The organism is Hyalangium gracile (assembly GCF_020103725.1).
Taxonomy (GTDB): Bacteria; Myxococcota; Myxococcia; order Myxococcales; family Myxococcaceae; genus Hyalangium; species Hyalangium gracile.
Genome location: NZ_JAHXBG010000004.1, coordinates 200,075 through 221,663, shown reverse-complemented (window position 1 = coordinate 221,663; position 21,589 = coordinate 200,075). Strand labels below are relative to the sequence as shown.

Here is a 21,589-nt window from a genome sequence, read left to right as displayed (position 1 = left end):
GCCGCCTGGACAGTAGATCCGCAGCTTACCCCGTGGATCCCCCTTCCCCCGAGGAAGCTGCCACGTCCATCCCATACTTGCGGAGCTTGTCGTGCAGCGTCGCGCGGCCGATCCCCAGCCGCCGGGCCGCCTCGCTCCGGTTCCCCCCGGCCAGACGCATCGCGTCCAGGATGAGACCTCGCTCGTAGGCCTCCACCCGCTCCTTGAGCCCCAGGCTCGCCGAGGCCGTTGGCTCGCGACCAGGGTCCTCCGGGCTGCCCACCACCACCGCCGTCCCCGCAGCCGGCGTGGAAGATTCAGAGCCTGGGATCAGGCTCAGCTCCAGCTCTCCCTCGTTGGAGAGCGCCACCAGGCTCTCCAGGGTGTTCTCCAGCTCACGCACGTTCCCCGGCCAGGGCCAGGCGAGCAGCCGCTCGTGGAAGCCCGCGGGCACCTTCAGCGGCCCCGTGTGAAACCGGTCACTGAAGCGATCCAGGAACATGCGCGCCAGCACCGGGATGTCCTCCGGACGCTCTCGCAGCGAGGGCACGCGCAGGTGCACCACATTCAACCGGTAGTAAAGGTCCTCTCGGAACCTGCCCTCCGCGGCCAGCTTGCGCAGGTCCCGGTGCGTGGCGGCGATGATGCGCACATCGACCTTGATGGCCCGGTCCTCCCCCACCGGCCGCACCTCGCCCTCCTGGAGCACTCGCAGCAGCTTGGCCTGGAGCGGAGGGGCCAGCTCGCCCACCTCGTCCAGCAGCAGCGTGCCGCCGTCCGCCTCTCGGAACAGCCCCAGCCGGTCCTTGTGCGCCCCGGTGAACGCGCCCCGCGCGTGGCCGAACAGCTCCGCCTCCGCCAGCTCGTGCGTGAGCGCGGCGCAGTTGAAGCGCAGGTATGGCCGGCCCGCTCGAGGCGAGGCCCTCACCAGCGCCTCCGCCACCCGCTCCTTGCCGGTGCCGCTCTCTCCGGTAATGAGCACCGTGACGTCCCTGGGCCCCGCCCGCTGGACGAGCTGCGCCAGCCGGCTCATCGCCTCCGACGCGAACACCATCGAGCGCGACAGGTTCAGCTCTCCCGCCAGCCGCTCGTTGTCCCGCCGCAGACGGACCGTCTCCAGCGCCCGGCCCACCACCGCCAAGAGCTCGTCCACGTCGAAGGGCTTGCGGAAGTAGTCGTACGCTCCCGCCTTCATCGCCTCCACCGCGAAGCGCTCGGAGCCGTGCGCGGTGATGACGATGACCCGCGGCGGATGGGGCAGCCCCTGCAGCCGACGCACCAGCTCCAGGCCATCCATCCTCGGCATGCGCAGGTCGGTGATCACCAGATCGCACGAGTGCGCCGCCAGCCGCTCCAGGGCCACCGTGCCGTCCGCGGCCTCGTCCACCTCGACTCCCGGCAGCGTCGCCAGCGTCTCTCGCAGCGTGTAGCGCACTCCCGCGTCGTCATCCACGACCAGCACCCGAGGGCGGGGACTCTCCGGAGTTCCTTTAGCCATGGGCCACCTCGCGCACGGGCCCCAGCGCGCCCGCGGGCAGCTCGCGCGGGAGCAGCAGCTCCGCCACGCACCCGCCCGGTGTCCCGTTGGTCAGCGTCACCTCGCCGCCGTGCTGCCGCGCCAGCGCCCGCGCCACCGTCAGCCCCAGCCCCGAGCCCCGAGCCTTGGTGGTGACTCCCGCCTCGAAGGCGCGCCCCTCCACCTCCGGCGCGAGCCCCGGCCCCTCGTCCCGCACCCGCACCCGCGCATCCCCTGCGGGCGTGGGCTCCACCGTCACCGTCACCTGGCCCCCCGGGGGACTGGCCTCGATGGCGTTGTGCAGGAGGTTCATGAGCACCTGCCTCACCTTGCGCGGATCACACGCCGCGCTCACCTGCGCCGAGCCCCGCCGCTCCAGCCGCACGCCGCGCTCGCCCGCCAGGCCCTCGTGGAGCACCAGCGCCTCGTCGCACAGCGCCCCCAGGTCCACCGCGCTCACCGAGAGCGGCACCAGGGGCCGGGAGAAGTTGAGGAACTCCTCGAGGATGCCCTGCATGCGCGCCACCTCCCCCGAGAGGACCTGGAGCCGCTCGACCGACTGGGGACGGCCGGCCTCGCGCGCCATGAGCTGGGTGAGCCCCTTCACCGTGGCCAGCGGGTTCTTCAGCTCGTGGGCGATCTCGCCGGACAGCGCCTCCAGCTCCCGCGCGTGGGCCCGGTGGGTGGACAGCAGCTCATCCCGGTGCGCCAGGGCCTCCGCGAGCATGTTGTCGAAGGTCCGGCGCAGCACGCCTCCCACGACGGTGGCCGCGATGCACAGCAGCCCCATCACCGTCGCGCAGGTGGCGACCAGGGCGGGCGGAGCCGAGCCGAGGTAGCGCAGCGGCAGTCCCGGGAGCCACCCGGAGAGCTGGGCCACGGACATCGCCGTGAGCGCGCCGAGCGCCGCCGCCAGCAACCGCCATCGCTGCCGGGGCTGGGCGGCCACGCTGCCAACGAAGGTGATGGCCAGGAGCGTGGGGAGGAGCGGACTGCTGATCCCTCCCGTGCCCAGCAGCAGGCTCTGCTCCATGAGCAGGGCCACCCAGAGGTTGATCGGAAGGCTCCGGGCCGTGAACCCCTCGCGGGCGAACCGACGCTCCTCGTAGAGGATGAACGCGCCGGCACCGAGCACCGTCACGCCCAGCCACACCAGCCGCCAGGGCGCGGGGTCCAGCAGGGTCGCCACCGTCGCCACCACCGCCAGCCCGACACCAATTCGCAGGCGTATGCGCACCATTCGGCCGAACGTCCGCCCCAGGTGCTTGAGCTGGATGTCATCGAAGTTGCGCAGTACCTGCGTGTACACGACAGCCTCCGCTCTCCGCCAGCCACGGTTCATGGCATGCCAGCGCGGCCTCCGACAATGGCGAGCGGCGCCGAGCTTCCCGCTTTGCGACGCTTCCGGGAGGCCCTGGCACCCGAGCGGGAGCTCGGCTCTGTCGGCTCGGACGGCTCGACCAGCCGGAGCTCGGGGCGCTGCCTCGCGGGACGGCTCGGGTGCGGCCGCGCCTTTCGGGGTGCGCGGAGCGGTGCATAGAGGAACAGGAGCAGGCTGATCATGGGGCCTCGGGCCTTCTGGAGCGCACATGCGCCTCAGCCTCCGAGAGCAAGGGGGGTGCCAGGGCTCTCCGCTCGATGGAGAGGTGGCGACCGCCGGGATCTCGAACAGGGGGTGCCGGATTCCCGGCAGGGGGACGCGCGGGCTCCCGACAGGGTCTTCCCAGGTGCCTTCGGAGCGCACCTACGGCATGTGCCTTGCTGTCTCTCGCCTTGGGACGCCGCGCGGTCCGCGGCGGCTCGAGGAGGGAGCATGCGCCGCGTCGTCGTGCTGTTCATCGCCCTGGTGGTCGTGCTGGGCACCTTGCTGGGACTGCGGCTGGTGCGCGATCGCCGAGCGGCGGAAGGCCCGCCGGGCGGCTCGGGCGTGGTGGAGGGCACCGCCGTGGACGTGCGCTCGCGGCTCAACGCGCGGGTGCTCGCCCTGCACGTGAAGGAGGGAGCCCGCGTGGAGAAGGGCGCGCTCCTGGCCACCCTGGACTGCACCGAGCCCGAGGCCCTGCTCGCCGAGGCCGAGGCCCGGCTGGCCATGGCGCGCGCCCAGGCTCACGCCGCGGATGCCGCCGCCCTCGCCTCCCTGCGCGCCAGTGAGGCCGCCACGGCGCAGGCCAGCGGCACCCAGGCGCAGCTCGAGTCGCTCGCCGCGCAGCAGGGGCTCGCCTCCCGGCAGGCCGCGCGCATGGAGCAGATGGGAGAGGCCGTCGCCGTGGCCACGAGAGACCAGGCGCGCGCCCAGGCGGATGCCCTGAGCCAGCAGCTCGCCGCCTCCCAGCACACGAGCACCGCCGCCAGCCGTCAGGCGCGAGCCGCCGCCGAGCAGGAGCGCGCCAGCCGCGAGCAGGCCTCCGCCGCCACCCAGGCCGTCCAGGCCACCGAGGCCACGGTGCGCCGCGCGCGCCTGTCCGTCGCCGAGTGCGAGCTGCACGCGCCCCTGGCGGGCACGGTGGAGACGCTGGTGCTGGAGGTGGGGGAGCTGGCCATGCCCGGCGCGGTGCTCGCGCGGCTGGTGGATACGCGGAACTCGCGCGCCACCTTCTATCTGCCGAACGCGGAGCTGGCCGCCGTGCGTCCCGGGGAGCCCGCCATCGTCCGCGCGGACGCGTATCCCGATCGCAGCTTCCAGGCCCGCGTGGTCACCGTGGCGACCGTGGCGGAGTTCACGCCTCGCAACGTGCAGACCCGGAGCGACCGCGACCGGCTCGTCTATCCGGTGGAGGTCCGCATCGAGGATCCCGACGGGCTGCTGCTGCCGGGCATGCCCGTGGACATCACCCTCTCGCCGCGCGCCGGCGCGGTGGCGGAGCGACGGCCATGAGCGCGCACGCCGTGGACCTGGAGCTGTCCGGCGTGCGCCGCTCCTTCGGCGCCACCCAGGCCCTGCGAGGCGTGTGCCTGGCGGTGCGCTCCGGCGAGGTCTACGGCCTGGTAGGCCCGGACGGCGCGGGGAAGACGACGGCCATCCGCATGCTGTCGGGGCTGATGCGCCCGGACGAGGGCCAGGTGCGGGTGCTCGGAGAGGATCCGGCGCACCCGCGCAGCCCGGTGCGCGAGCAGCTCGGGCTGGTGCCCCAGCGCAACAGCCTCTACGGCGATCTGAGCGTGGACGAGAACCTGCGCTTCTTCGCGCGGCTGTTCGGGCTGGCCCGCGCGGACTTCGAGGCGCGGCGGGAGCGCCTGCTCTCCATCACCCGGCTGGAGCGCTTCACGGACAGGCGCGCGGACGCGCTCTCCGGAGGCATGTACAAGAAGCTGGCGCTGGCGTGCGCGCTGCTTCACCGGCCGCGCGTGCTGCTGCTGGACGAGCCCACCAACGGCGTGGATCCGGTGAGCCGCCGCGAGCTGTGGGAGCTGCTGTACGGGCTGGTGCACGAGGGCATGACGCTGGTGGTGTCCACTCCCTACATGGACGAGGCGGCGCGCTGCCACCGGGTGGGGCTCCTGTACGCGGGCGAGGTGATCGCCGAGGGCGCGCCGCGCGAGCTGGCCCGGGCGCAGGGCGTGGCGCCGGGCAACTTCGAGGCGGTGTTCCTCGAGCTCATCCGAGGGAGGGCCGCATGAGCGCCATCGAGGTCGAGCACCTGACGCGCCGCTTCGGTGGCTTCACGGCGGTGGACGACGTGAGCTTCTCCGTGGGGGCGGGGGAGATCTTCGGCTACCTGGGAGCCAATGGCGCCGGCAAGTCCACCACCATCCGGATGCTCTGCGGGCTGCTGAAGCCCTCGGGAGGGCACGCGCGGGTGGCGGGCTTCGACGTGGGGCGAGAGCCGGAGCGCGTCAAGGCCGGCATCGGCTACATGTCCCAGCGCTTCTCGCTCTACCTGGACCTGACGGTGCGGGCAAACCTGGAGTTCTTCGCCTCGGCCTACGGCTCTCACGGAGCTGCCCTGCACGCGCGCATCGACGAGATGCTGGAGCGCATGCAGCTGAGCTCCGTGCAGGACGAGGTGACGGGAAGGCTGCCCGGAGGCATCCAGCAGCGCGTGGCGCTGGCGAGCGCCGTGATGCACCGCCCCCGCATCGTCTTCCTGGACGAGCCCACCGCCGGAGTGGATCCGCTGCAGCGGCGCGGCTTCTGGCAGCTCATCCGCGAGCTGTCCGCCCAGGGCACCACCGTCTTCGTCACCACCCACTATATGGATGAGGCCGAGTACTGCGCGCGCATCGGCATCATGGTGGACGGGCGGCTGGTGGCGCTGGACACGCCCGAGGGCCTCAAGCGCACGCATGCTCCGGGGCGGGTGCTGGAGGTGCGCGGCCCCGGACTGTCCCGGGCGCTCGATGACTTGAAGAGCACGCCGGGCGTGCTGGACGTGAGCCGCTTCGGAGCCGGAGCCAGCGTGCGTGTGGACCCGGAGCGCCTGTCCGCGGAGGCACTCGCGGACCTGCTGCGTGCCCGAGGCGTGGAGCCGCTGGAGCTGGAAGAGGCCGCGCCCACGCTCGATGACGTCTTCCTGGCCCTCACGTCGGCCGCGGGCCGGAAGGAGTGACGCGCCATGGCCTCCTCCGCCCTCCGACGCACCCTGGGCCGCACCCTCGCCATGGCGGGCAAGGAGGTGCAGCACATCCGCCGGGACATCCGCACGCTGTACCTGGCGCTGGCCATGCCGGTGCTGATGCTGGTGCTCTTCGGCTTCGGCATCAGCTTCGATGTGGACCACCTGGAGCTGGCGGTGGTGGACCAGGACCGGAGCACGGCCTCGCGAGAGCTGGTTCGCCACTTCACCGCGGCCGGCGAGTTCACCCCCGTCCATGAGGGCGCCGCTCCCGAGGAAGCGCTCCGAGAGCTGCGGCGCGGACAGGCGGTGGCGGTGCTGGTGGTGCCTCGTGGGTTCTCGCGGGACATCGCTCGCGGCGAAGCCCGGGTGCAGCTGCTGGTGGATGGCGCGGACGGCAACACCGCCACGCAGGCGCTCGCCAAGGCCCAGGCCCTGGTGCAGGCCGCCTCCCAGCGGTTCGCCCCTCCGGGAATGTCCCTGCCGGCGCCGCCGCTGGAGGTGCGCGTCCGCACGCTCTTCAACCCGACGGGACGCTCGGCGCTGTACCTGGTGCCCGGACTGGCGTCGTACCTGCTCGCCATCGTCGCCGTGCTCATCACCGCGCTCACCGTGGCGCGCGAGTGGGAGCGCGGCTCCATGGAGCAGCTGTTCGCCACGCCCGTGGGGCGCATGGAGATCGTCGTGGGCAAGCTGCTGCCCTACCTGGGCATCGGCATCCTGCAGGTGCTGCTCGTCCTCACCGTGGGCGCCTGGGTGTTCGACGTGCCAGTGCGCGGCAGCCTGGTGGTGCTGGGGCTCGGGGCGCTGCTGTTCCTCATCGGCATGCTGGGCCAGGGGCTGCTCATCTCCGTGGTGACACGCAACCAGGTGGTGGCCACGCAGATGGCGACGATGACGTCCGTGCTGCCCTCCATGCTGCTGTCGGGCTTCATCTTCCCCATCGAGAACCTGCCGCTGCCGCTGCGCCTGCTCAGCACGATCATCCCCGCGCGCTACTTCGTGGGCACGCTGCGCGGGGTGCTGCTGCGCGGCAATGGCTTCCCCGAGCTGTGGCCCCAGCTCGTGGCGCTCACCCTCTTCGCGGCGCTGGTGCTGATGGCCGCCATGGCGCGCTTCCAGCGCCGGCTGGACTGAGAGGAGGACCGTCCGCATGCACCCGCTCCTCGTGCAGTACCGCGCCGTGGTGGTGAAGGAGGTGAGGCAGACGGTGCGCGACAAGCGCGTGCTGGCCCTGCTCACCTTCGCGCCGCTGGTGCAGCTGTTCGTCCTGGGCTTCGCCGTCAACTTCGACGTGCGCCATGTGCCCACCGCCGTGGTGGACCGGGACCGCAGCCAGGAGAGCCTGGCTCACGCGCGCGGTCTGCTCGCCAGCGACACGCTGGAGCTGAAGGCGGAGCCGGCGGACGAGCGCGCCGCCGAGGAGCTGCTGGTACAAGGCGACGCCGCGGTGGCGCTGGTGTTCCCCCCGGACTTCCAGAGGGAGCTGCTGCGCGGCGAGGGCGCTCAAGTGCAGGCCCTGGTGGATGGCTCGGATCCGGTGCGCTCGTCCACCGCCGTGGATGCGGTGGCCCGGCACGCGGCGGCGCGGGCCGTGCAGCGCCTCCAGGAGCAGGCGCAGGCACGCGGGGAGACGCCACCCCGACAGGCGCTGGAGCTGGTGCCCCGGGTCCTCTACAACCCGACGCTGTCCACGGCCGTGTATGTGATTCCCGGCATCATGGCCATGCTGCTGCTCATCGTCACCACGGTGACGATGGCCATGGGCCTGGCCCGCGAGCGGGAGAGCGGCACGCTGGAGCAGCTCCAGGTGACGCCGCTCAAGCCAGGCATCTTGATGGTGGGAAAGGTGACGCCGTTCGTGCTCATCGGGCTGGTGGACGTGGGGCTCGCGCTCACCGTGGGCACCTGGGTGTTCGAGGTGCCGCTGCGAGGCAACCTCGGGCTGGTGGCGGGTGCCACGCTGCTCTACATCATGTCCACGCTGGGGGTAGGCCTGCTCATCGCCACGTTGAGCCGCACCCAGCAGCAGGCCTTCGTGGGCGGCTTCCTCTTCCTGCTACCCGCCATCCTGCTCTCTGGCGTGCTCACGCCCCTGCGCGCCATGCCGGACTGGCTGGCGTGGCTCACCTGGCTCAACCCCGTGCGCTTCTACGTCGAGGTGCTGCGCGGCGTGCTGCTCAAGGGCGCGAGCCTCTCGGACCTGTGGCCCCAGGTCCTCCTCCTGGCCCTCTTTGGCGCGGCGGTGCTCACGGTGGCCTCCCGCCGCTTCCACAAGACGGCGGCGTGAGGACGGCCGGGCGGCCTCAGTACGTCCACGGGAAGCGCGAGAAGTTGCGCTTGCGCTTCTGCACGAAGGCGTCGCGGCCCTCCTGCGCCTCCTCGGTGCCGTAGGCCAGGCGCGTGGCCTCGCCGGCGAAGAGCTGCTGGCCCACCAGCCCGTCATCCGGGAGGTTGAAGCCGTACTTGAGCATCTTGATGGCCGTGGGGCTCTTGGTGTTGATCTCCGCCGCCCACTCGAGCGCGAACTCCTCCAGCTGCGCGTGCGGCACCACGGCGTTCACCATGCCCATCTGGAAGGCCTCCTCCGCCGTGTAGTTGCGGCCGATGAAGAAGACCTCCCGGGCGCGCTTCTGGCCCACCTGCCGCGCCAGCAGCGCCGACCCGTAGCCGCTGTCGAAGCTGGCCACGTCCGGATCCGTCTGCTTGAACAGGGCGTGCTCCTTGCTCGCCAGCGTCAAGTCACAGACCACGTGCAGGCTGTGTCCGCCACCCACCGCCCAGCCCGGCACCACGGCGATGACCACCTTGGGCATGAAGCGGATCTGCCGCTGCACCTCCAGGATGTGCAGGCGCCCCAGGCGGGCGGGGTCCACCTTGCCCTCGTCGCCCTCGTACTTGTAGCCGTCCTTGCCGCGGATGCGCTGGTCCCCGCCCGAGCAGAACGCCCACCCGCCGTCCTTGGGCGACGGGCCGTTGCCGGTGATGAGCACGCAGCCCACGTCCGTCATGAAGCGGGTGGCGTCGAGCGCCGTGGCCAGCTCGTCCACCGTGCGCGGCCGGAAGGCATTGCGCACCTCGGGCCGGTTGAAGGCGATGCGCACCGTGCCCTGGTCCACCGCCCGGTGGAAGGTGAGGTCCTTGAAGTTGAAGCCGTCGACGGCCTTCCAGCGCGCCGGGTTGAAGATGGCCGAGACCATGGAGTCCCTCTCAGGAAAAGGAGGTTGGATGGGGCGCGGACCCTACCAGCCTCCCGGCTCCGTGGCTCACTTCTTCACGGCCTCGCGGCCCAGCTCATCGGTCGCGCTCGTCTGGGGGTCGGGGCGCCTGTCACGCATGGTGACGAACTCCTCGGCGGCCGTGGGGTGGATGCCCACCGTGGAGTCGAGCTGCTGCTTGGTGACGCCGCACTTCAGCGCCACCGCCAGCCCCTGGATGATCTCCGGCGCGTCCGCCCCCACCATGTGGAAGCCCAGCACCTTGCCGCTCTTCCGCTCGACGATGAGCTTCATCATCGAGCGCTCCTCCCGGCCGCTCAGCGTGTGCTTCATGGGCCGGAAGCTGGACACGTACACGTCGACGGCCCCGTGCAGCTGGCACGCCTCGAGCTCCGTGAGCCCCACCGTGCCCACCGGCGGCTGGCTGAACACCGCGGACGGCACCCCGGAGTGGTCCATCCGCATGGGGTTGTCGTTGAAGAGCGTCTCCGCCAGCGCCCGGCCCTCGGCGATGGCCACCGGCGTGAGGTTGAGCCGGTCCGTCACATCCCCCACCGCATAGATGTTCTCCACGGACGAGCGGGAGCCCTCGTCCACCACCACCGCTCCGCGCGCATCCAGCTTCACGCCCACCTCCTCCAGCCCCAGCCCTCGGGTGTTGGGGACGCGGCCCGTGGCGAACAGCACCGCGTCCGCCTCGAGCGTGTCTCCCATCCGCGTGAGCACGCTCAGCGTCCCGTCCGAGCGCTTCTCGATGTCGCGCACGAACACCTCGGAGCGGATGTCGATGCCCTTCTTGCGCATCTCCTGGGTGAGGAACGCGCGCACGTCGTCATCGAAGCCGCGCAGCACCGTGTCGCCACGGATGAGGATCATCACCTTGACGCCCAGCGCGTTGAAGATGCCGGCGAACTCCACGCCGATGTAGCCCCCGCCCACGATGATGAGCCTGCGCGGCAGCTCCTTCAGGCTCAGCGCGCCGTCCGACGTGATGGCATGCTCGATGCCGGGCAGCTCGGGCAGGAAGGGATGCGAGCCCGTGGACACCAGGATGTGCGCCGCCGTGTAGCGCTGCTCACCCACCTGCACCGTGTGAGGGTCGACGATGCGCCCGTGCCCCTCGATGAGCTGCACGCCCGAGTCCCGCAGCAGCCGCTTGTACACCCCGTTGAGCCGGTCCAGCTCCTTGTCCTTGGCCGCCTGGAGCTTCTTCCAGTCGTGCTTGGGCTCGGGGACGGACCAGCCGAAGCCGACCGAGTCCTCGAAGTCGTGGCGGAAGTGCGCGCCGTAGACGAGCAGCTTCTTGGGCACGCAGCCGCGCAGGACACAGGTGCCGCCCACCCGATCCGACTCGCAGATGGCCACGCGTGCGCCATGGGAGCCGGCCCGGCGGCTGGAGGCCACGCCACCCGAGCCCGCGCCAATCGTGAACAGATCGAAGTCGTACTGAGGCATGGGTCTGCTCCCTTCGAGCCCGGAAATCCGGGAGGGGACCTTAGCCGGGTACAAGCGCGCGCGCTGTCTCCGTCGGCTCTCGCGCCGAGAGGGCGATGCAGAGCTGTCCAGCCCAGTACAGCAGCATGATGGCGTAGCTGCCGCCTGCCACGGGCTGAACGAAGAGCTTGATGGCGAGCAGCCCGTCACTCGCGGCGAACATCAGCGCCCCCGCCAGCGCCAGCCACTGCTCGCGCCGCGCGAGGCCCTCCGCTCCCACCATGGCGGCGGAGCGCCACGCCATCGTGCAGATGACGACCACATAGGCCGTCACCGGCAGCGCCAGCCCTCCCAGCCCGGGCCAGAGGAACACCGTGGCGCCCACGCCCAGGAGCGCGAAGGGCACTCCCCGCGTCAGGCTCGGGACCCGGGTCACCATGAGGTAGGCGGCCACGTACGCGACGTGGGCGCACAGGAAGGCTCCCAGGCCGGGCAGGAACAGGCTCGAGTCCACCTCCAGCAGCAGGTCTCCCACCAGCGAGAGCACGAGCCCCACGCAGATCAGCCGCGCGTAGCGCTCGCGCGGCGGCCACATCCACAGCAGCAGGCAGACGATGGGGATGGCCTTGGTCCCCAGCCGGAGATGGAAGGCCTCCAGCTCCACCGCCACCAGGAAGAGCACGCCTCCCAGGATGCCTGCCCCCGCCAGAAACCCGGTCCTGCCATCCAGCCTCATGCCCATGCCCGCATCCTATGGTGGAAGTGCACAGGCCCGCTGCCTCCCAGGTCAGTTCCCTGGGAGATTAGAGTCAGGGTGGCCGGCCATGAGCGATGAACTCGAACACCTGAGGCGCAAGGCCCGACCAGACGACCTCGAGTCCCTGCGGCGGCTGGACCGCGCCCTCCAGCGCACGGGCTGGAAGGTGGGGGGGAAGGCCTTCCGGGAGTGGATCTCGGAGTACAGCAGCTACCCTCTGGGCCATTACTTCTCCGCTCCCGAGCCCGCGGAGCGGTTGATCCAGGCCGGACTCCCAGCCGTCCCCGCCCTGGTCGAGACGCTGCGCACGAAGCGCCTGTCCACCCGGAGCCAGCACGACATCTGGATCCGCGGCCACTGTGTGCTGACCCTGGCGCGGATCCAGCCGCTTCCCACCTGCGCCATCCCCGCCCTCCTGGAGACCCTCTCCGTCCCCAGCACCACCCTGCGCCGCCTCACGCTTCGCGCCCTGACGACGTTCCCCGTTCACCCGAGCACCCTCGCCGTCCGCCAGCTGCTCTCCTGCCTGAAGAGCAGGAACGAGCCGGAGGTCCGCGCCGACGCCGCGCAGGCCCTGTCCAGGCTCGCCGCCCCTCTTCCTCCCGAGCTCCGCCGCGCGGCGCTCGAGCGGCTGACCGACCCGAACAAGCGGGTGCGCCGCCATGTGCTCCACCTCCTGGCCCGACTCCCGGCGCCCGACCCGGAGGTGCGCACGGCGATCGAGGAGCAGGTCATCCTGGATGACGCCAACCGGCTCGAGGCCATCACCGCCCTGTTCGCCTTCGACGCGCCGCGCGCCCTCGGGTTCCTCCAGGAGGAACTCCTCCTCGTGGAGAAGTCCGATCGGGACGATCGGCGCCTGCTGGCCACCCTCCGCGCCCTCCAGCTCGTGGAGCAGCTCGGCGTCAGGGCCGAGCCCCTCCTTCCCGCCCTGCGCCGCCTCCCGCCCGGCTCTCGCGCCGAGGGCTTCCTCATGACCGCCGTCGACAGCATCGCCCGGGGACAGCTCTTCGCCGAGAAGCCCGCGCCCACCGCGGAGCAACTCCGGGATGAGCGCGCCGTCCGGCTCCTGGAGGAGCCCTCGCTCCTGGAGCCCACCGAACCTCCGGACAAGGCGCTCTCTCGCTGGGCCGCGGGCTTCCTCCCGTACGGACGCGAGCTCTGCGTGCGCATCGCGCTGGCGGCGGCCCGGCGCGTGGAGAACCTCTGGGAGACCGAGTACTCCCTGCACGGCTCGCCCCGGGATGCCCTCCAGCTCGTGGCGGACTGGCTGAACGATCCCAACGACACGAGCGCTCGAATCGCCGTCGAGCGGGCGGACCTCACCCCAAGCCAGCTCTGCGCACCTTCCGCGTTCTCGGCCTCGTGGGCCACCACCTTCGCCACCCTCTGCATCCCCAGCGACGCGCAACTCGCGGAGTGGAAGAGCCGGGCTGAACCGCTCCACTCGGCGGAGGGAGGCTTCCTGGGCTCCACCGTGCTCAGCGCCTGCCGCGCGCTCGGCAGCCGGTCCGTCATCACCATGGCCCTCGGCTCCAGCGAGGAAGCGCCCCGCCTCTCCGAGCAGGAGGCCGCCCGGGAGGTCCGCAAGGCCATCGTGGACGACGTCCTGCCCTGGGTCTGTGGCACGTGGGATCCCGTGAAGGACGTCCTCCAGCGCCGAAAGGAGCTCCTCGCACGCCCACCCCCGCCTCCGAGCACGGGCAGGTACCCACCCTGAGTCCTGCCGAAGGACTTCCTGCCCCCTGGAAGGAGGCGCCTGTGCCAGGGGAACGGCCTGGCCCGGGAGGCGCCCTGTGAGTGAACCGGTACCGAACTGGTATGACAAGCAGACCAGTTCGGCCAGTGTCCGGCAGGAGGGTGGGCTTGAAGAGACTTCCTCGGACCTGCCTGATCCCCGCCTCAGCCCGACCGCGCGACCAGCACCAGGGCGTCGTCGTGGTTCTTTCCGAAGCGGGTCATCAGCTCGTAGGCCACCTCGAGCGGGTGGCGCCGCAGGAGCACCGCGTCCTCCACCGTGGTGCGCGTGTTCAGGCCATCGGAATGCATCACCAGCAGCTCTCCGGGCCGGAGCGAGGCCTCGGAGCGGCGGATTCGCAGCCGCGGCTGCGCGATGCCGAGCACCCCAGGAGTGCAGGCCAGCGCCTCCACCTGCCCGGGCCGGCACAGCAGGGTGGCGATGTTCCCGACGCAGGCATGCACCAGCGCCCCGCTCCCTCGCTGCAGCCGGGCCACGGCCAGGGCCGCGCCCCGCGTCCCCTTCAGTCCGGCGTCGCACCGCTGCAGCAGCAGCTCGGGGGACAACAGCGGCTGGGCGCGCAACAGCTCGATGGTCCGATCCGCCGCCTCGTGCGCGTCCACCCCATGCCCCAGCCCGTCCACCACGCCCACCACCAGCTCGTTGTCTCCCCACTGCCACAGGGCGTGATCTCCGCTCACGGGCTCGCCCGGGTACGCCCGGCCGATCACCCCCACCTCAGCGCGGTAGGAGGGCGGCGTGACGTACTTGCGCGCGCGCACGCAGGTGCCCTCGCCCCAGCGCACATCGAAGTCCACCTCGTCCGCCTGCCGCACCACCCCCGCCAGCCCCTGGCCCAGCGAGCCCGTCACGCTGCCCGGGCCTCGCAGCGCCGCCACCGGATCGGCGATGCCCTTGCCCCGGTCCGCCGCGATCACCTCCACCCCCGCCACGCCGCCACGCGACACCGGCAGCACCGCGATCGCTCCCCCGTGGGCATGGGCGAGCTGGTTGTGCCCCAGCTCACTCACCACGATGGCCAGCCGCTCCACCTCGGGCCCGGCCAGCCCCTGCTCGCGCCCCACCGCCCGCACGCGCTCGCGGGCCTGCGAGATGGAGGCCTCGTCCAGGGTGAGGACGGCGTCGGTCCCCTCCAGCCAGCGGTTTAGAAGCGCTTCCATTTGGTGATGCGGACCGTCGTTCCTCGTCCGACCTCGGACTGGAGGTGGAACTCATCCACCAGGCGCTTCGTCCCGGACAGCCCCAGCCCCAGCGACGACGCGGTGCTGTTGCCGCCCGCCATGGCCCAGTCGATGTCGGGAATGCCTGGCCCCTCGTCCCGGAACTCCACGCGCAGGCCCGGCTTCAGCGCGTCCTCCAGCTCCTCGATGATGGCCTTGCCCCGCCGGGCATGCACCCAGACGTTGCGGCCCAGCTCGGTGACGGCGGTGGTGAGGGCCGCGGAGGCAAACGAGTCGAACCCGCGGCGATCCGCCAGCGCCCGCACGGCGCGGCGGATGAGCACCACGTCGTCCTCGCTGTCGAGCTTCATCTCCTGCGTCGAGAGGACACGAACGGGCATGCGGTCCTCACCCCTTCGCCTGGGCGCGCTGGAGCCTGGCCAGCAGCTCCATGCCGTCGTCGATGTTCAGCGCCGTGTGCACCCCCTGCATGACGAAGCCCATCCGCACCAGCGTGGCGGCCACCTCCGGCCGCATGCCGCACAGCACCGTGTGGGCCCCCATCAGCAGGGCCATGCGCCCGGTGTCCGTGAGGATGCGCGCCACGAACGTGTCCACCATGTCCAGGCCGGTGATGTCGATGATGAGCCCCCGCGCCCGGGACTTCTCGATGGCCTTGAGCACGTCCTGCTGGAAGGCCTGGGCGGTCGTGTCCCGCAGCTCCGTCTGGATGGTGGCCAGCAGGGTGGAGCCAATGCGGAGGATGGGAATGAGCCCTGACTGCATCACTTCTCCTTCGGCCGGATGACCCGGCCCGTCAGGTCCAGCGCCAGCTCCAGCCCCTCCTCGAGGTTGGCGCGCGTGTGCATCGCCGACAGGTCCACGCCGAGCTGCACCATCGTCTGCGCCACCTGGGGGCTGATGCCGGTGAGGATGGTGGCCGCCCCCAGCAGCCGCACCGCCTCGGTCGTCTGAAGCAGGTGGTTGGCCACCCGGGTGTCCACCACCGGCACCCCCGCGATGTCCAGGATGAGGACGCGGGCCTGCCGGTCCACCACGCGCATCAGCACGCTCTCCATCACCTGCATGGCCCGCGCGGTGTCGATGGTGCCGATCAGCGGCAGCAGCAGCACCTTCTCCGCCACCTGGATGACGGGCGTGGACAGCTCGCGGATGGCCGCCTGGTGCCGCGCCAGCGCGTCCATGCCCGCCGCGATGTACGTCTCGATGGCGATCGCCATGTCGAAGAAGATGATCTTCTGGATGCTCTGGAGCTGGCCCTGCGTCTCCGCGGAGTGGCCCTTTTCCGCCAGCAGCCGCGTGGAGATGAGCCGCAGGTAGTGCGCGTAGGCCCCCAGGTACCACTTGGGCGCCACGCCGATGCGCTGGTGGGTGGCGCCCACCTTCAGGCGGTTCTCCAGGTAGTCCAGGTCGCAGGCGCCGGAGAACAGCTCCAGGAAGTAGCGCTTCTGCGCGGCGACCGCCCGCTGGAGCGAGGCCTGGTCCGTGAAGAAGAGCCGGCTGTCCGCGTGCTTGAGGATCAGCTCCTGGTAGAAGGCGTCCACCACGGCGTCATTGTGGCGCTCGGCGAAGGGCCGCAGGGCCGCCAGGCGGGAGAGGTCCTCGTCGGCGAGCTGGAAATAGGCCCGGCGGCTGGCGAGCTCCTGCTCGGTGAAGCCCAGCCTGTTCATGTACTCCCGTGTGGAAAGCATCATCTCCCTCCCGGCCTGCCCAAGGTAGGCAGCGGATGGAACGCAGGACAAGCGCCTTGTTCAGTTTCGCCAAATGGTCATGATGGCCTCATATGGAGAATTCGGTTGCCCAGGTCATCACCGCCTGCGTGCGCTTCGCCCAGCTGATCTCCGAAGCGCAGGACCCCGAGAAGATCCTTCGGCTGCTGGCCGACACGGCGGTCGACCACCTGGGGGCCCAGGCAGCCATGGTGCTGGAGGTGGCGGAGGGAGACGGCCTCCGGGTCGCGGCCACTCGGGACATGCCGCCCGAGGCGTGCTCCGGACAGTTCTCGACGGAGACGATCGGGCGGGAGATGGAGCTGCAGATCCACTCCTCCTGCGGCTCGCGGTACGCGGAGGTGAAGACCCTGCCGCTGGTGAGCAGCACCAACCTGTATGGCGTCCTGGTGCTCTGCTTCCGCGAGCCGGGAGGCTTCAGCGACTACCGGCCGCTGATGGCGCGAGGCATCTCGGACCTGGGGGCGGTGGCGCTGGACCAGGCCTTCCACCGCAGGACGCTGGAGCGCAGCATGGCGGAGCTGCAGTCCACGCGGGAGCTGCTGGTGCGCACCGAGCGGCTGCGCGCCCTGGGAGAGATGTCCGCCGGCATCGCGCATGACCTGCGCAACATCTTCAACCCGCTGTCGCTCCAGATCGACATCGTGAAGCGCCTGGCGAAGAACCCCGAGAAGGTGGTGGAGCTCGCCGGCCAGATGAAGCAGGTGGTGAAGCACGGCGTGGAGACGGTGGAGCGGCTGCGACTCTTCGGGCACCAGTCCCGAGAGGTGCGCACGGAGGAGGTGGACCTGAACGTGCTGGTGGACGAGGCGGCGGCGCTCTGCCGTCCCCGGCTGGGCGAGCACAGCCGCGTGCACCTGGAGGTGATGCATGGAGGCCCGGTGCGCGCCCTCGTCCGAGGCGCGGAGGTGGTGACGGCGCTGGTGAACCTGGTCGTCAACGCCCAGGAGGCGATGCCCGCGGAGGGTGGCACCATCACCGTGCGCACGGGCACCTCCGAGCACGGCGGGTGGCTGCAGGTGGCCGACACCGGCCAGGGCATGCCCCCCGAGGTGAAGCAGCACCTCTTCGAGCCCTTCTTCACCACCAAGGGGGACAAGGGCACCGGCCTGGGGCTGGCCATGGTGGACACCTTCGTGCGGCGCAGCGGCGGCGCCATCACGGTGGACTCCGAGCCCGGGAAGGGCACCACCTTCACGCTGCGCTTCCCTCGGGCGTAGCGCCAGGCTCAGCGCTCCTCCGGCTCGGGCGTCTCCAGCAGCTTGTAGAGCGTCTTGCGGTCCACCTCGAGCAGCCGCGCCGCCTCGCTCTTGTTGCCGCCCACGTGTTGCAGCACGTGGGCCGCGTAGCGGCGGGACAGCTCCGCCAGGCTGGGCATGTCCTCCGCCAGCCCCGTGGCCTTCTTGGACGCGTCCCCGATGGGCTCCGGGAAGTCCTGCGGCCCCAGCACGCCCGTCACGTTGAGCGCCAGCGCCCGCGCCACCACGTTCTCCAGCTGCCGCACGTTGCCCGGCCAGTCGTACGCCGTCAGCCGAGACATCGCCTCCGGCGTCACCACCGGCCGCACCCCGCCCCGCGCGTGCAGCGCCGCGAAGTGCTCCACCAGCGCCGGAATGTCCTCCCGGCGCTCGCGCAGCGGCGGCAGGTGCAGGTGCACCACGTCCAGCCGGTACATCAGGTCCTCGCGGAACAGCCCCTCCGCCACCCGGTCCTTCAAGTCCTTGTTCGTCGCCGCCACCACCCGCACGTCCACCTTCAGCGGCGCGCTCTCCCCCACCCGGCGGATCTCCCCCTCCTGCAGCACGCGCAGCAGCTGCGACTGCACCTTGGGCCCCACGTCGCCAATCTCGTCCAGGAACAGCGTGCCGCCGCTGGCCTCCTCGAACAGGCCACGCCGCGCCCCCGTCGCCCCCGTGAAGGAGCCTCGCGCGTGCCCGAACAGCTCGCTCTCCATCAGCGTCTCGGCGATGGCGCCACAGTCCACCGGGATGAACGGCCCGCTGGCGCGCGGCGAGCGCTTGTGCAGCGCGCGCGCCACCATCTCCTTGCCCGTGCCCGTCTCGCCCGTAATCAGCACCGGCACCTGCGTCGTCGCCGCCCGCGCCACCTGCTTGTAGACCTCCAGCAGCGCCGGGCTGCGGCCCACCAGCGAGCTGCGCTCCACCTGCTTGCGCAGCGAGCGGTTCTCCTCCACCAGCCGCTTCTGCTCCAGCGCCCGCCGCGCCACCCGCAGGATGGCGTCCACGTCGAAGGGCTTGGCCAGGTAGTCGAAGGCCCCCTGCTGGATGCTGTCCAGCGCGCCCTCGATGTTCCCGAACGCCGTCACCACGATGACCGGCGTGTCCGGCAGCTTCGCCTTCACCGCCTGGAGCACCTGCAACCCGTCACCCGGGCTGGGCATCGCCATGTCCGTGAACACCAGGTCGAACGGCCCCTCCTCGGCCAGCCGCTCGGAGGCACCCTTCGGGTCGGAGGCCACCAGCACCTCGCCCAGCGTGCCCAGCAGCCGCTGGAGCAGATCCCTCGCGTGAGGGTCATCGTCCACGGCGAGGATGCGCGCGGCCGTCATGGCGCCACCCGGCGCGCGGACGGAGCCGCCTCGGCGCTCACGGCCTCCGCCACGGCTACCTTCGGAAAGCGAACCGTCATCGTCGTCCCTACCCCTTCCTGCGAGTCCACGCTCAGCGTGCCCCCGTGCGCCTCCACCAGCCGCTTCGCGGTGGCCAGCCCCAGCCCGTGGCCCGGCAGGCTCCGCGCCTCGGGCGCGCGGAAGAACGGCTGGAAGAGCGAGCCCCGCGTGGCCGCGCTCATGCCGATACCATTGTCCTCCACCCGAAGCACGGCCTCACTGCCCACCCCGGAGACCCGCACGGAGACGCGCGGCGAGGGCCGCCCCGCCGTGTACTTCACCGCGTTGGACACCAGGTTGCGCGCCACCACCTGCAGCAGCTGGTTGGGGCAGTCCACCCGCACGCCCGGCTCCAGCTCGCGCTCCAGCGTCACCCCCTGCGCGGCGGCCGTCTGCGACAGCTCCAGCAGCACCGTGCTCACCGCCGTGTCCAGCTCCGCCACCGTCCGCTCGCCCCGCGTGCCGGAGCGGCAGAAGCGCAGCAGCGCCTCGATGAGCTCGCCCATCCGCACGGCGCTCGACTCGCACTGGGACAGCATCTCCAGCGCGCCGGCGTCCTTCACGCCTCCCGTGCGCCGGATGAGCGTGAGGTAGCCCTTGAGCGGCGCCAGCGGCCCCATCAAGTCATGCGCCACCCGGCGGGTGAACGCGTCCAGCTCCTGGTTGGCCCGGCTCACCTCCTCGAGCTGCCGCTGGATGGTGTCCTCCTGCCGCCGCAGCACCGAGGTGATGTGCCAGCCCACCAGCAGCGAGATGAGCACCGCCACCAGCGTCACCCCCGCGCCCAGCGACGTGGTCCGCACCCGCATGGAGGCCAGGCGCCCGACGAGCTCCTGCGCCTCGTCCGCGTTCTCCCGCGACAGCCGCGTGGCCAGCGTGTCCACCTCCATCACCAGCGGCCGCACCCTGTCCGACAGGTGGTGCCGGGCGAGCTCCGCCTCGCTGCGGTTGGAGAGCACCGCGGCGGCGCGGACCTGGTCCGCCAGCGTCTGGCACGCGGCGTTGAAGCGCTCCCACTCCACCTTCTCTCCCGGCGGCAGGTTGCGCGTGTAGGCCTCGGTGGAGCGGCGGATGCTCTCGAGGATGTCCTCCATCACCGCGTTGGCCGCCTGGCGCCCCTCGTCGTCCTTGGCGCGGATGTGGGCCTCGATGGCGCTCTCCAGCGAGAGCGCATCCACGCGGATGCGGCCGATGAGGCTCGCGCGCTCCAGCGCCTGGCGCACCAGCGCGTCCACCTGCTGGCCGGCCCGCACCTCCGTCCACAGCGTGAAGCCCGCCACGGCGGACAGGAGCGCCACCGCGAAGAGGAACCCGGCCCGGTAGCCGCGGATGGGAGCGCGCGCGTTCACGAAGCGCTCAGGGCGAGGCCCCCTGCCCGCCGCCCTGGCTGGGGGCCGGCGGCTGCTCTGGCGGCGCGCTGTGCCGCCGCGCCCGGGACAGCGCCGACTCGAACCACACGTCCGACATCTGCTCGTGCATCTGCGCCAGCTCGCGCTGCCGGACCTGGAGCTGCGCGTTGTGCTCCTCCAGCAGGTGGCGATCCGACTGCAGGCGCACCAGCTCCTCATTGAGGAGCTGCTCGGACTGCTCGGACTCGGCGCGCTCCAGCGCTCGCACCTCGAGGGCCGCCTCCGCCGCCGCCAGCTGACAGGCCAGCTCCTCGGAGCGCGCGCGCGCCTCCTCATAGCGGCGCTGCCACGTCTCCACTTCCTGCACCTGGGCCTGGATCAGCGGGGGCGCGGAAGGGGGCACCGTCGCGCACCCCAGCCCGCACACCGCGGCCACCGCAGCGATGAAGAGGTACCGCATGACCCGCACATTGCAGCAGCGAGGGGGGGGCCGTCAAAGACCGCCAGAGTAGGCCTGGGGAGAACATCCTCATCGTTGGAATTCCAAATGTGGATCTTCTCCCCGACAGAGGGCGCGCGGAGCCGAGCGCTCCGAGCGAGCCGCCGTGGCACGCGGGGTGCTCTAGCGCCAGGTGCACACGGGCGCACCTCGCGCCGTCCCTGCCTGAAAACGGAGATTCCACCATGAAGAAGCTCATCGTCGCCGCCGTGTTCGCCGCCACCACCGCCTTCGCCCAGGCCCCGGCCGCCCAGCCGGCCCCGGCCGCCCAGCCGGCCCCCGCCGCCCAGCCGGCCCCCGCCGCTGACAGCAAGGCCACCACCGAGACGAAGACCGAGACCAAGACCGAGACTGCCGCTCCGGCCGCCGAGACCAAGACGGAGACCAAGACCGAGAAGAAGACCAGCACCAAGAAGTCCTCCAAGAAGGCCGAGGCGAAGCCTGCCGAGGGCGCCAAGTAGTTCTCACTTCGCCTCCAGGCGAATCGGCGCGAGGGCGTCTCCTGTCCAGGGGGCGCCCTCGTTGCTTTGCGGGCCCGGCGCGGCTCGGCTCAGCCCTCGACGAAGCCGGGGTGGGTGTCATCCGAAGTCGTAGCGACACGCCGTGAGGAGGGTTTCACCAGGCCCACGCCTCACTTGAGGAGAAGCTCCCCAGGCCCTGGAGCAGGAAGTCCAGAAATCGCGGGGTTCCGCGTGGCACGGGGAGTGCTTTGCCTCCCAACGGACACGGCGCTTGTCGCGCTGTTCCACTCCCCCGTACCTGGAGATACCCGTCATGAAGAAGCTCATGGTCGCCGTCGCCCTCGTCGCCACCACCGCCTTCGCCAGCGAGCCGGCCAAGGCCGCCAAGCCCGCCGAGGCCAAGCCGGCCGCCGCCGAGACCAAGCAGGCCGAGGCGAAGCCGGCCGAGGCGAAGCCGGTCGACGCCAAGGACGGCAAGAAGGCCGAGGCCCCCAAGACCGCGGCCGAGACCAAGTAGTTCCCGC

At 71.4% G+C, this 21,589-nt stretch carries 21 protein-coding genes; 9 read left to right on the top strand and 12 right to left on the bottom strand.

Going from position 1 to position 21,589, the window contains the following annotated elements; genetic code table 11:
* Positions 1 to 25: 25 nt before the first annotated feature.
* Both KY572_RS09820 and KY572_RS09815 read right to left on the bottom strand, forming a co-directional pair.
* Positions 26 to 1,477, bottom strand: coding sequence for a sigma-54-dependent transcriptional regulator (locus tag KY572_RS09820; protein WP_224242285.1), 1,452 nt, complete (start codon positions 1,475 to 1,477; stop codon positions 26 to 28).
* The gene (locus tag KY572_RS09815) at positions 1,470 to 2,804 is read right to left on the bottom strand and encodes a sensor histidine kinase (RefSeq protein WP_224242284.1); all 1,335 of its coding nucleotides are present in this window, start codon (positions 2,802 to 2,804) and stop codon (positions 1,470 to 1,472) included. The genes KY572_RS09820 and KY572_RS09815 overlap by 8 nt, the downstream gene beginning before the upstream one ends.
* Positions 2,805 to 3,308: 504 nt before the next feature.
* Here KY572_RS09815 and KY572_RS09810 point away from each other — a divergent pair.
* Genes KY572_RS09810 through KY572_RS09790 form a run of 5 tightly spaced genes read left to right on the top strand, consistent with a single transcriptional unit; the run spans position 3,309 to position 8,338 of the window.
* On the top strand, positions 3,309 to 4,370 hold the full coding sequence (locus KY572_RS09810) for an HlyD family secretion protein (RefSeq protein ID WP_224242283.1): 1,062 nt from the start codon (positions 3,309 to 3,311) through the stop codon (positions 4,368 to 4,370).
* Complete coding sequence (locus tag KY572_RS09805) at positions 4,367 to 5,113, top strand: ABC transporter ATP-binding protein (RefSeq protein WP_224242282.1); 747 nt, start codon at positions 4,367 to 4,369, stop codon at positions 5,111 to 5,113. The genes KY572_RS09810 and KY572_RS09805 overlap by 4 nt, the downstream gene beginning before the upstream one ends.
* Positions 5,110 to 6,042 carry an ABC transporter ATP-binding protein gene (locus KY572_RS09800; RefSeq protein ID WP_224242281.1) on the top strand — a complete coding sequence of 311 codons (933 nt, stop codon included), beginning with the start codon at positions 5,110 to 5,112 and terminating at the stop codon, positions 6,040 to 6,042. Before KY572_RS09805 ends, KY572_RS09800 begins: the two co-directional genes overlap by 4 nt.
* Positions 6,043 to 6,048: 6 nt before the next feature.
* Positions 6,049 to 7,185, top strand: coding sequence for an ABC transporter permease (locus KY572_RS09795; RefSeq protein ID WP_224242280.1), 1,137 nt, complete (start codon positions 6,049 to 6,051; stop codon positions 7,183 to 7,185).
* A 16-nt stretch (positions 7,186 to 7,201) separates the two neighbouring features.
* Positions 7,202 to 8,338: an ABC transporter permease gene (locus KY572_RS09790; protein ID WP_224242279.1), complete on the top strand. Its 1,137-nt coding sequence runs from the start codon at positions 7,202 to 7,204 to the stop codon at positions 8,336 to 8,338.
* Positions 8,339 to 8,354: 16 nt separating this feature from the next.
* Here the strand turns inward: KY572_RS09790 and KY572_RS09785 are convergent, their stop codons facing one another.
* The 3 genes from KY572_RS09785 to KY572_RS09775 all read right to left on the bottom strand — a co-directional run bounded on the left by KY572_RS09785 (position 8,355) and on the right by KY572_RS09775 (position 11,442).
* Entirely contained in the window at positions 8,355 to 9,248 is an 894-nt protein-coding gene (locus tag KY572_RS09785; protein WP_224242278.1) for a 1,4-dihydroxy-2-naphthoyl-CoA synthase, read from the bottom strand.
* A 66-nt stretch (positions 9,249 to 9,314) separates the two neighbouring features.
* Positions 9,315 to 10,721 (bottom strand): glutathione-disulfide reductase, encoded by a 1,407-nt coding sequence (gor, locus tag KY572_RS09780; protein WP_224242277.1) that lies wholly within the window; start codon positions 10,719 to 10,721, stop codon positions 9,315 to 9,317.
* Between the two features lie 40 nt (positions 10,722 to 10,761).
* Positions 10,762 to 11,442 carry a lysoplasmalogenase gene (locus tag KY572_RS09775; protein WP_224242276.1) on the bottom strand — a complete coding sequence of 227 codons (681 nt, stop codon included), beginning with the start codon at positions 11,440 to 11,442 and terminating at the stop codon, positions 10,762 to 10,764.
* A gap of 82 nt (positions 11,443 to 11,524) precedes the next feature.
* On the opposite strand from KY572_RS09775, the gene KY572_RS09770 reads away from it, so the two are divergent.
* Positions 11,525 to 13,177: a HEAT repeat domain-containing protein gene (locus KY572_RS09770; RefSeq protein ID WP_224242275.1), complete on the top strand. Its 1,653-nt coding sequence runs from the start codon at positions 11,525 to 11,527 to the stop codon at positions 13,175 to 13,177.
* Positions 13,178 to 13,359: 182 nt separating this feature from the next.
* Here the strand turns inward: KY572_RS09770 and KY572_RS09765 are convergent, their stop codons facing one another.
* Genes KY572_RS09765 through KY572_RS09750 form a run of 4 tightly spaced genes read right to left on the bottom strand, consistent with a single transcriptional unit; the run spans position 13,360 to position 16,091 of the window.
* Positions 13,360 to 14,376, bottom strand: coding sequence for a SpoIIE family protein phosphatase (locus KY572_RS09765; protein WP_224242274.1), 1,017 nt, complete (start codon positions 14,374 to 14,376; stop codon positions 13,360 to 13,362).
* The gene (locus KY572_RS09760; protein ID WP_224242273.1) at positions 14,361 to 14,777 is read right to left on the bottom strand and encodes an anti-sigma regulatory factor; all 417 of its coding nucleotides are present in this window, start codon (positions 14,775 to 14,777) and stop codon (positions 14,361 to 14,363) included. The genes KY572_RS09765 and KY572_RS09760 overlap by 16 nt, the downstream gene beginning before the upstream one ends.
* A 7-nt stretch (positions 14,778 to 14,784) precedes the next feature.
* Positions 14,785 to 15,162 (bottom strand): STAS domain-containing protein, encoded by a 378-nt coding sequence (locus KY572_RS09755; protein ID WP_224242272.1) that lies wholly within the window; start codon positions 15,160 to 15,162, stop codon positions 14,785 to 14,787.
* Positions 15,162 to 16,091 carry a protoglobin domain-containing protein gene (locus KY572_RS09750; RefSeq protein WP_224242271.1) on the bottom strand — a complete coding sequence of 310 codons (930 nt, stop codon included), beginning with the start codon at positions 16,089 to 16,091 and terminating at the stop codon, positions 15,162 to 15,164. The genes KY572_RS09755 and KY572_RS09750 overlap by 1 nt, the downstream gene beginning before the upstream one ends.
* 89 nt (positions 16,092 to 16,180) lie before the next feature.
* Between KY572_RS09750 and KY572_RS09745 the strand changes: the two genes are divergently transcribed.
* Positions 16,181 to 17,347, top strand: a complete 1,167-nt coding sequence (locus KY572_RS09745) for a sensor histidine kinase (protein ID WP_224242270.1) — start codon at positions 16,181 to 16,183, stop codon at positions 17,345 to 17,347.
* 8 nt (positions 17,348 to 17,355) lie between these two features.
* On the opposite strand, the gene KY572_RS09740 is transcribed toward KY572_RS09745, so the two are convergent.
* Genes KY572_RS09740 through KY572_RS09730 form a run of 3 tightly spaced genes read right to left on the bottom strand, consistent with a single transcriptional unit; the run spans position 17,356 to position 20,565 of the window.
* The gene (locus KY572_RS09740) at positions 17,356 to 18,696 is read right to left on the bottom strand and encodes a sigma-54-dependent transcriptional regulator (protein WP_224242269.1); all 1,341 of its coding nucleotides are present in this window, start codon (positions 18,694 to 18,696) and stop codon (positions 17,356 to 17,358) included.
* Positions 18,693 to 20,105 (bottom strand): sensor histidine kinase, encoded by a 1,413-nt coding sequence (locus tag KY572_RS09735; protein WP_224242268.1) that lies wholly within the window; start codon positions 20,103 to 20,105, stop codon positions 18,693 to 18,695. Before KY572_RS09735 ends, KY572_RS09740 begins: the two co-directional genes overlap by 4 nt.
* Before the next feature lie 7 nt (positions 20,106 to 20,112).
* The gene (locus tag KY572_RS09730; protein ID WP_224242267.1) at positions 20,113 to 20,565 is read right to left on the bottom strand and encodes a hypothetical protein; all 453 of its coding nucleotides are present in this window, start codon (positions 20,563 to 20,565) and stop codon (positions 20,113 to 20,115) included.
* A gap of 224 nt (positions 20,566 to 20,789) precedes the next feature.
* On the opposite strand from KY572_RS09730, the gene KY572_RS09725 reads away from it, so the two are divergent.
* A complete protein-coding gene (locus KY572_RS09725; RefSeq protein ID WP_224242266.1) occupies positions 20,790 to 21,065 on the top strand; it encodes a hypothetical protein in 276 nt (91 codons plus the stop codon).
* 313 nt (positions 21,066 to 21,378) lie between these two features.
* On the top strand, positions 21,379 to 21,582 hold the full coding sequence (locus KY572_RS09720) for a hypothetical protein (RefSeq protein WP_224242265.1): 204 nt from the start codon (positions 21,379 to 21,381) through the stop codon (positions 21,580 to 21,582).
* Positions 21,583 to 21,589: the final 7 nt, after the last annotated feature.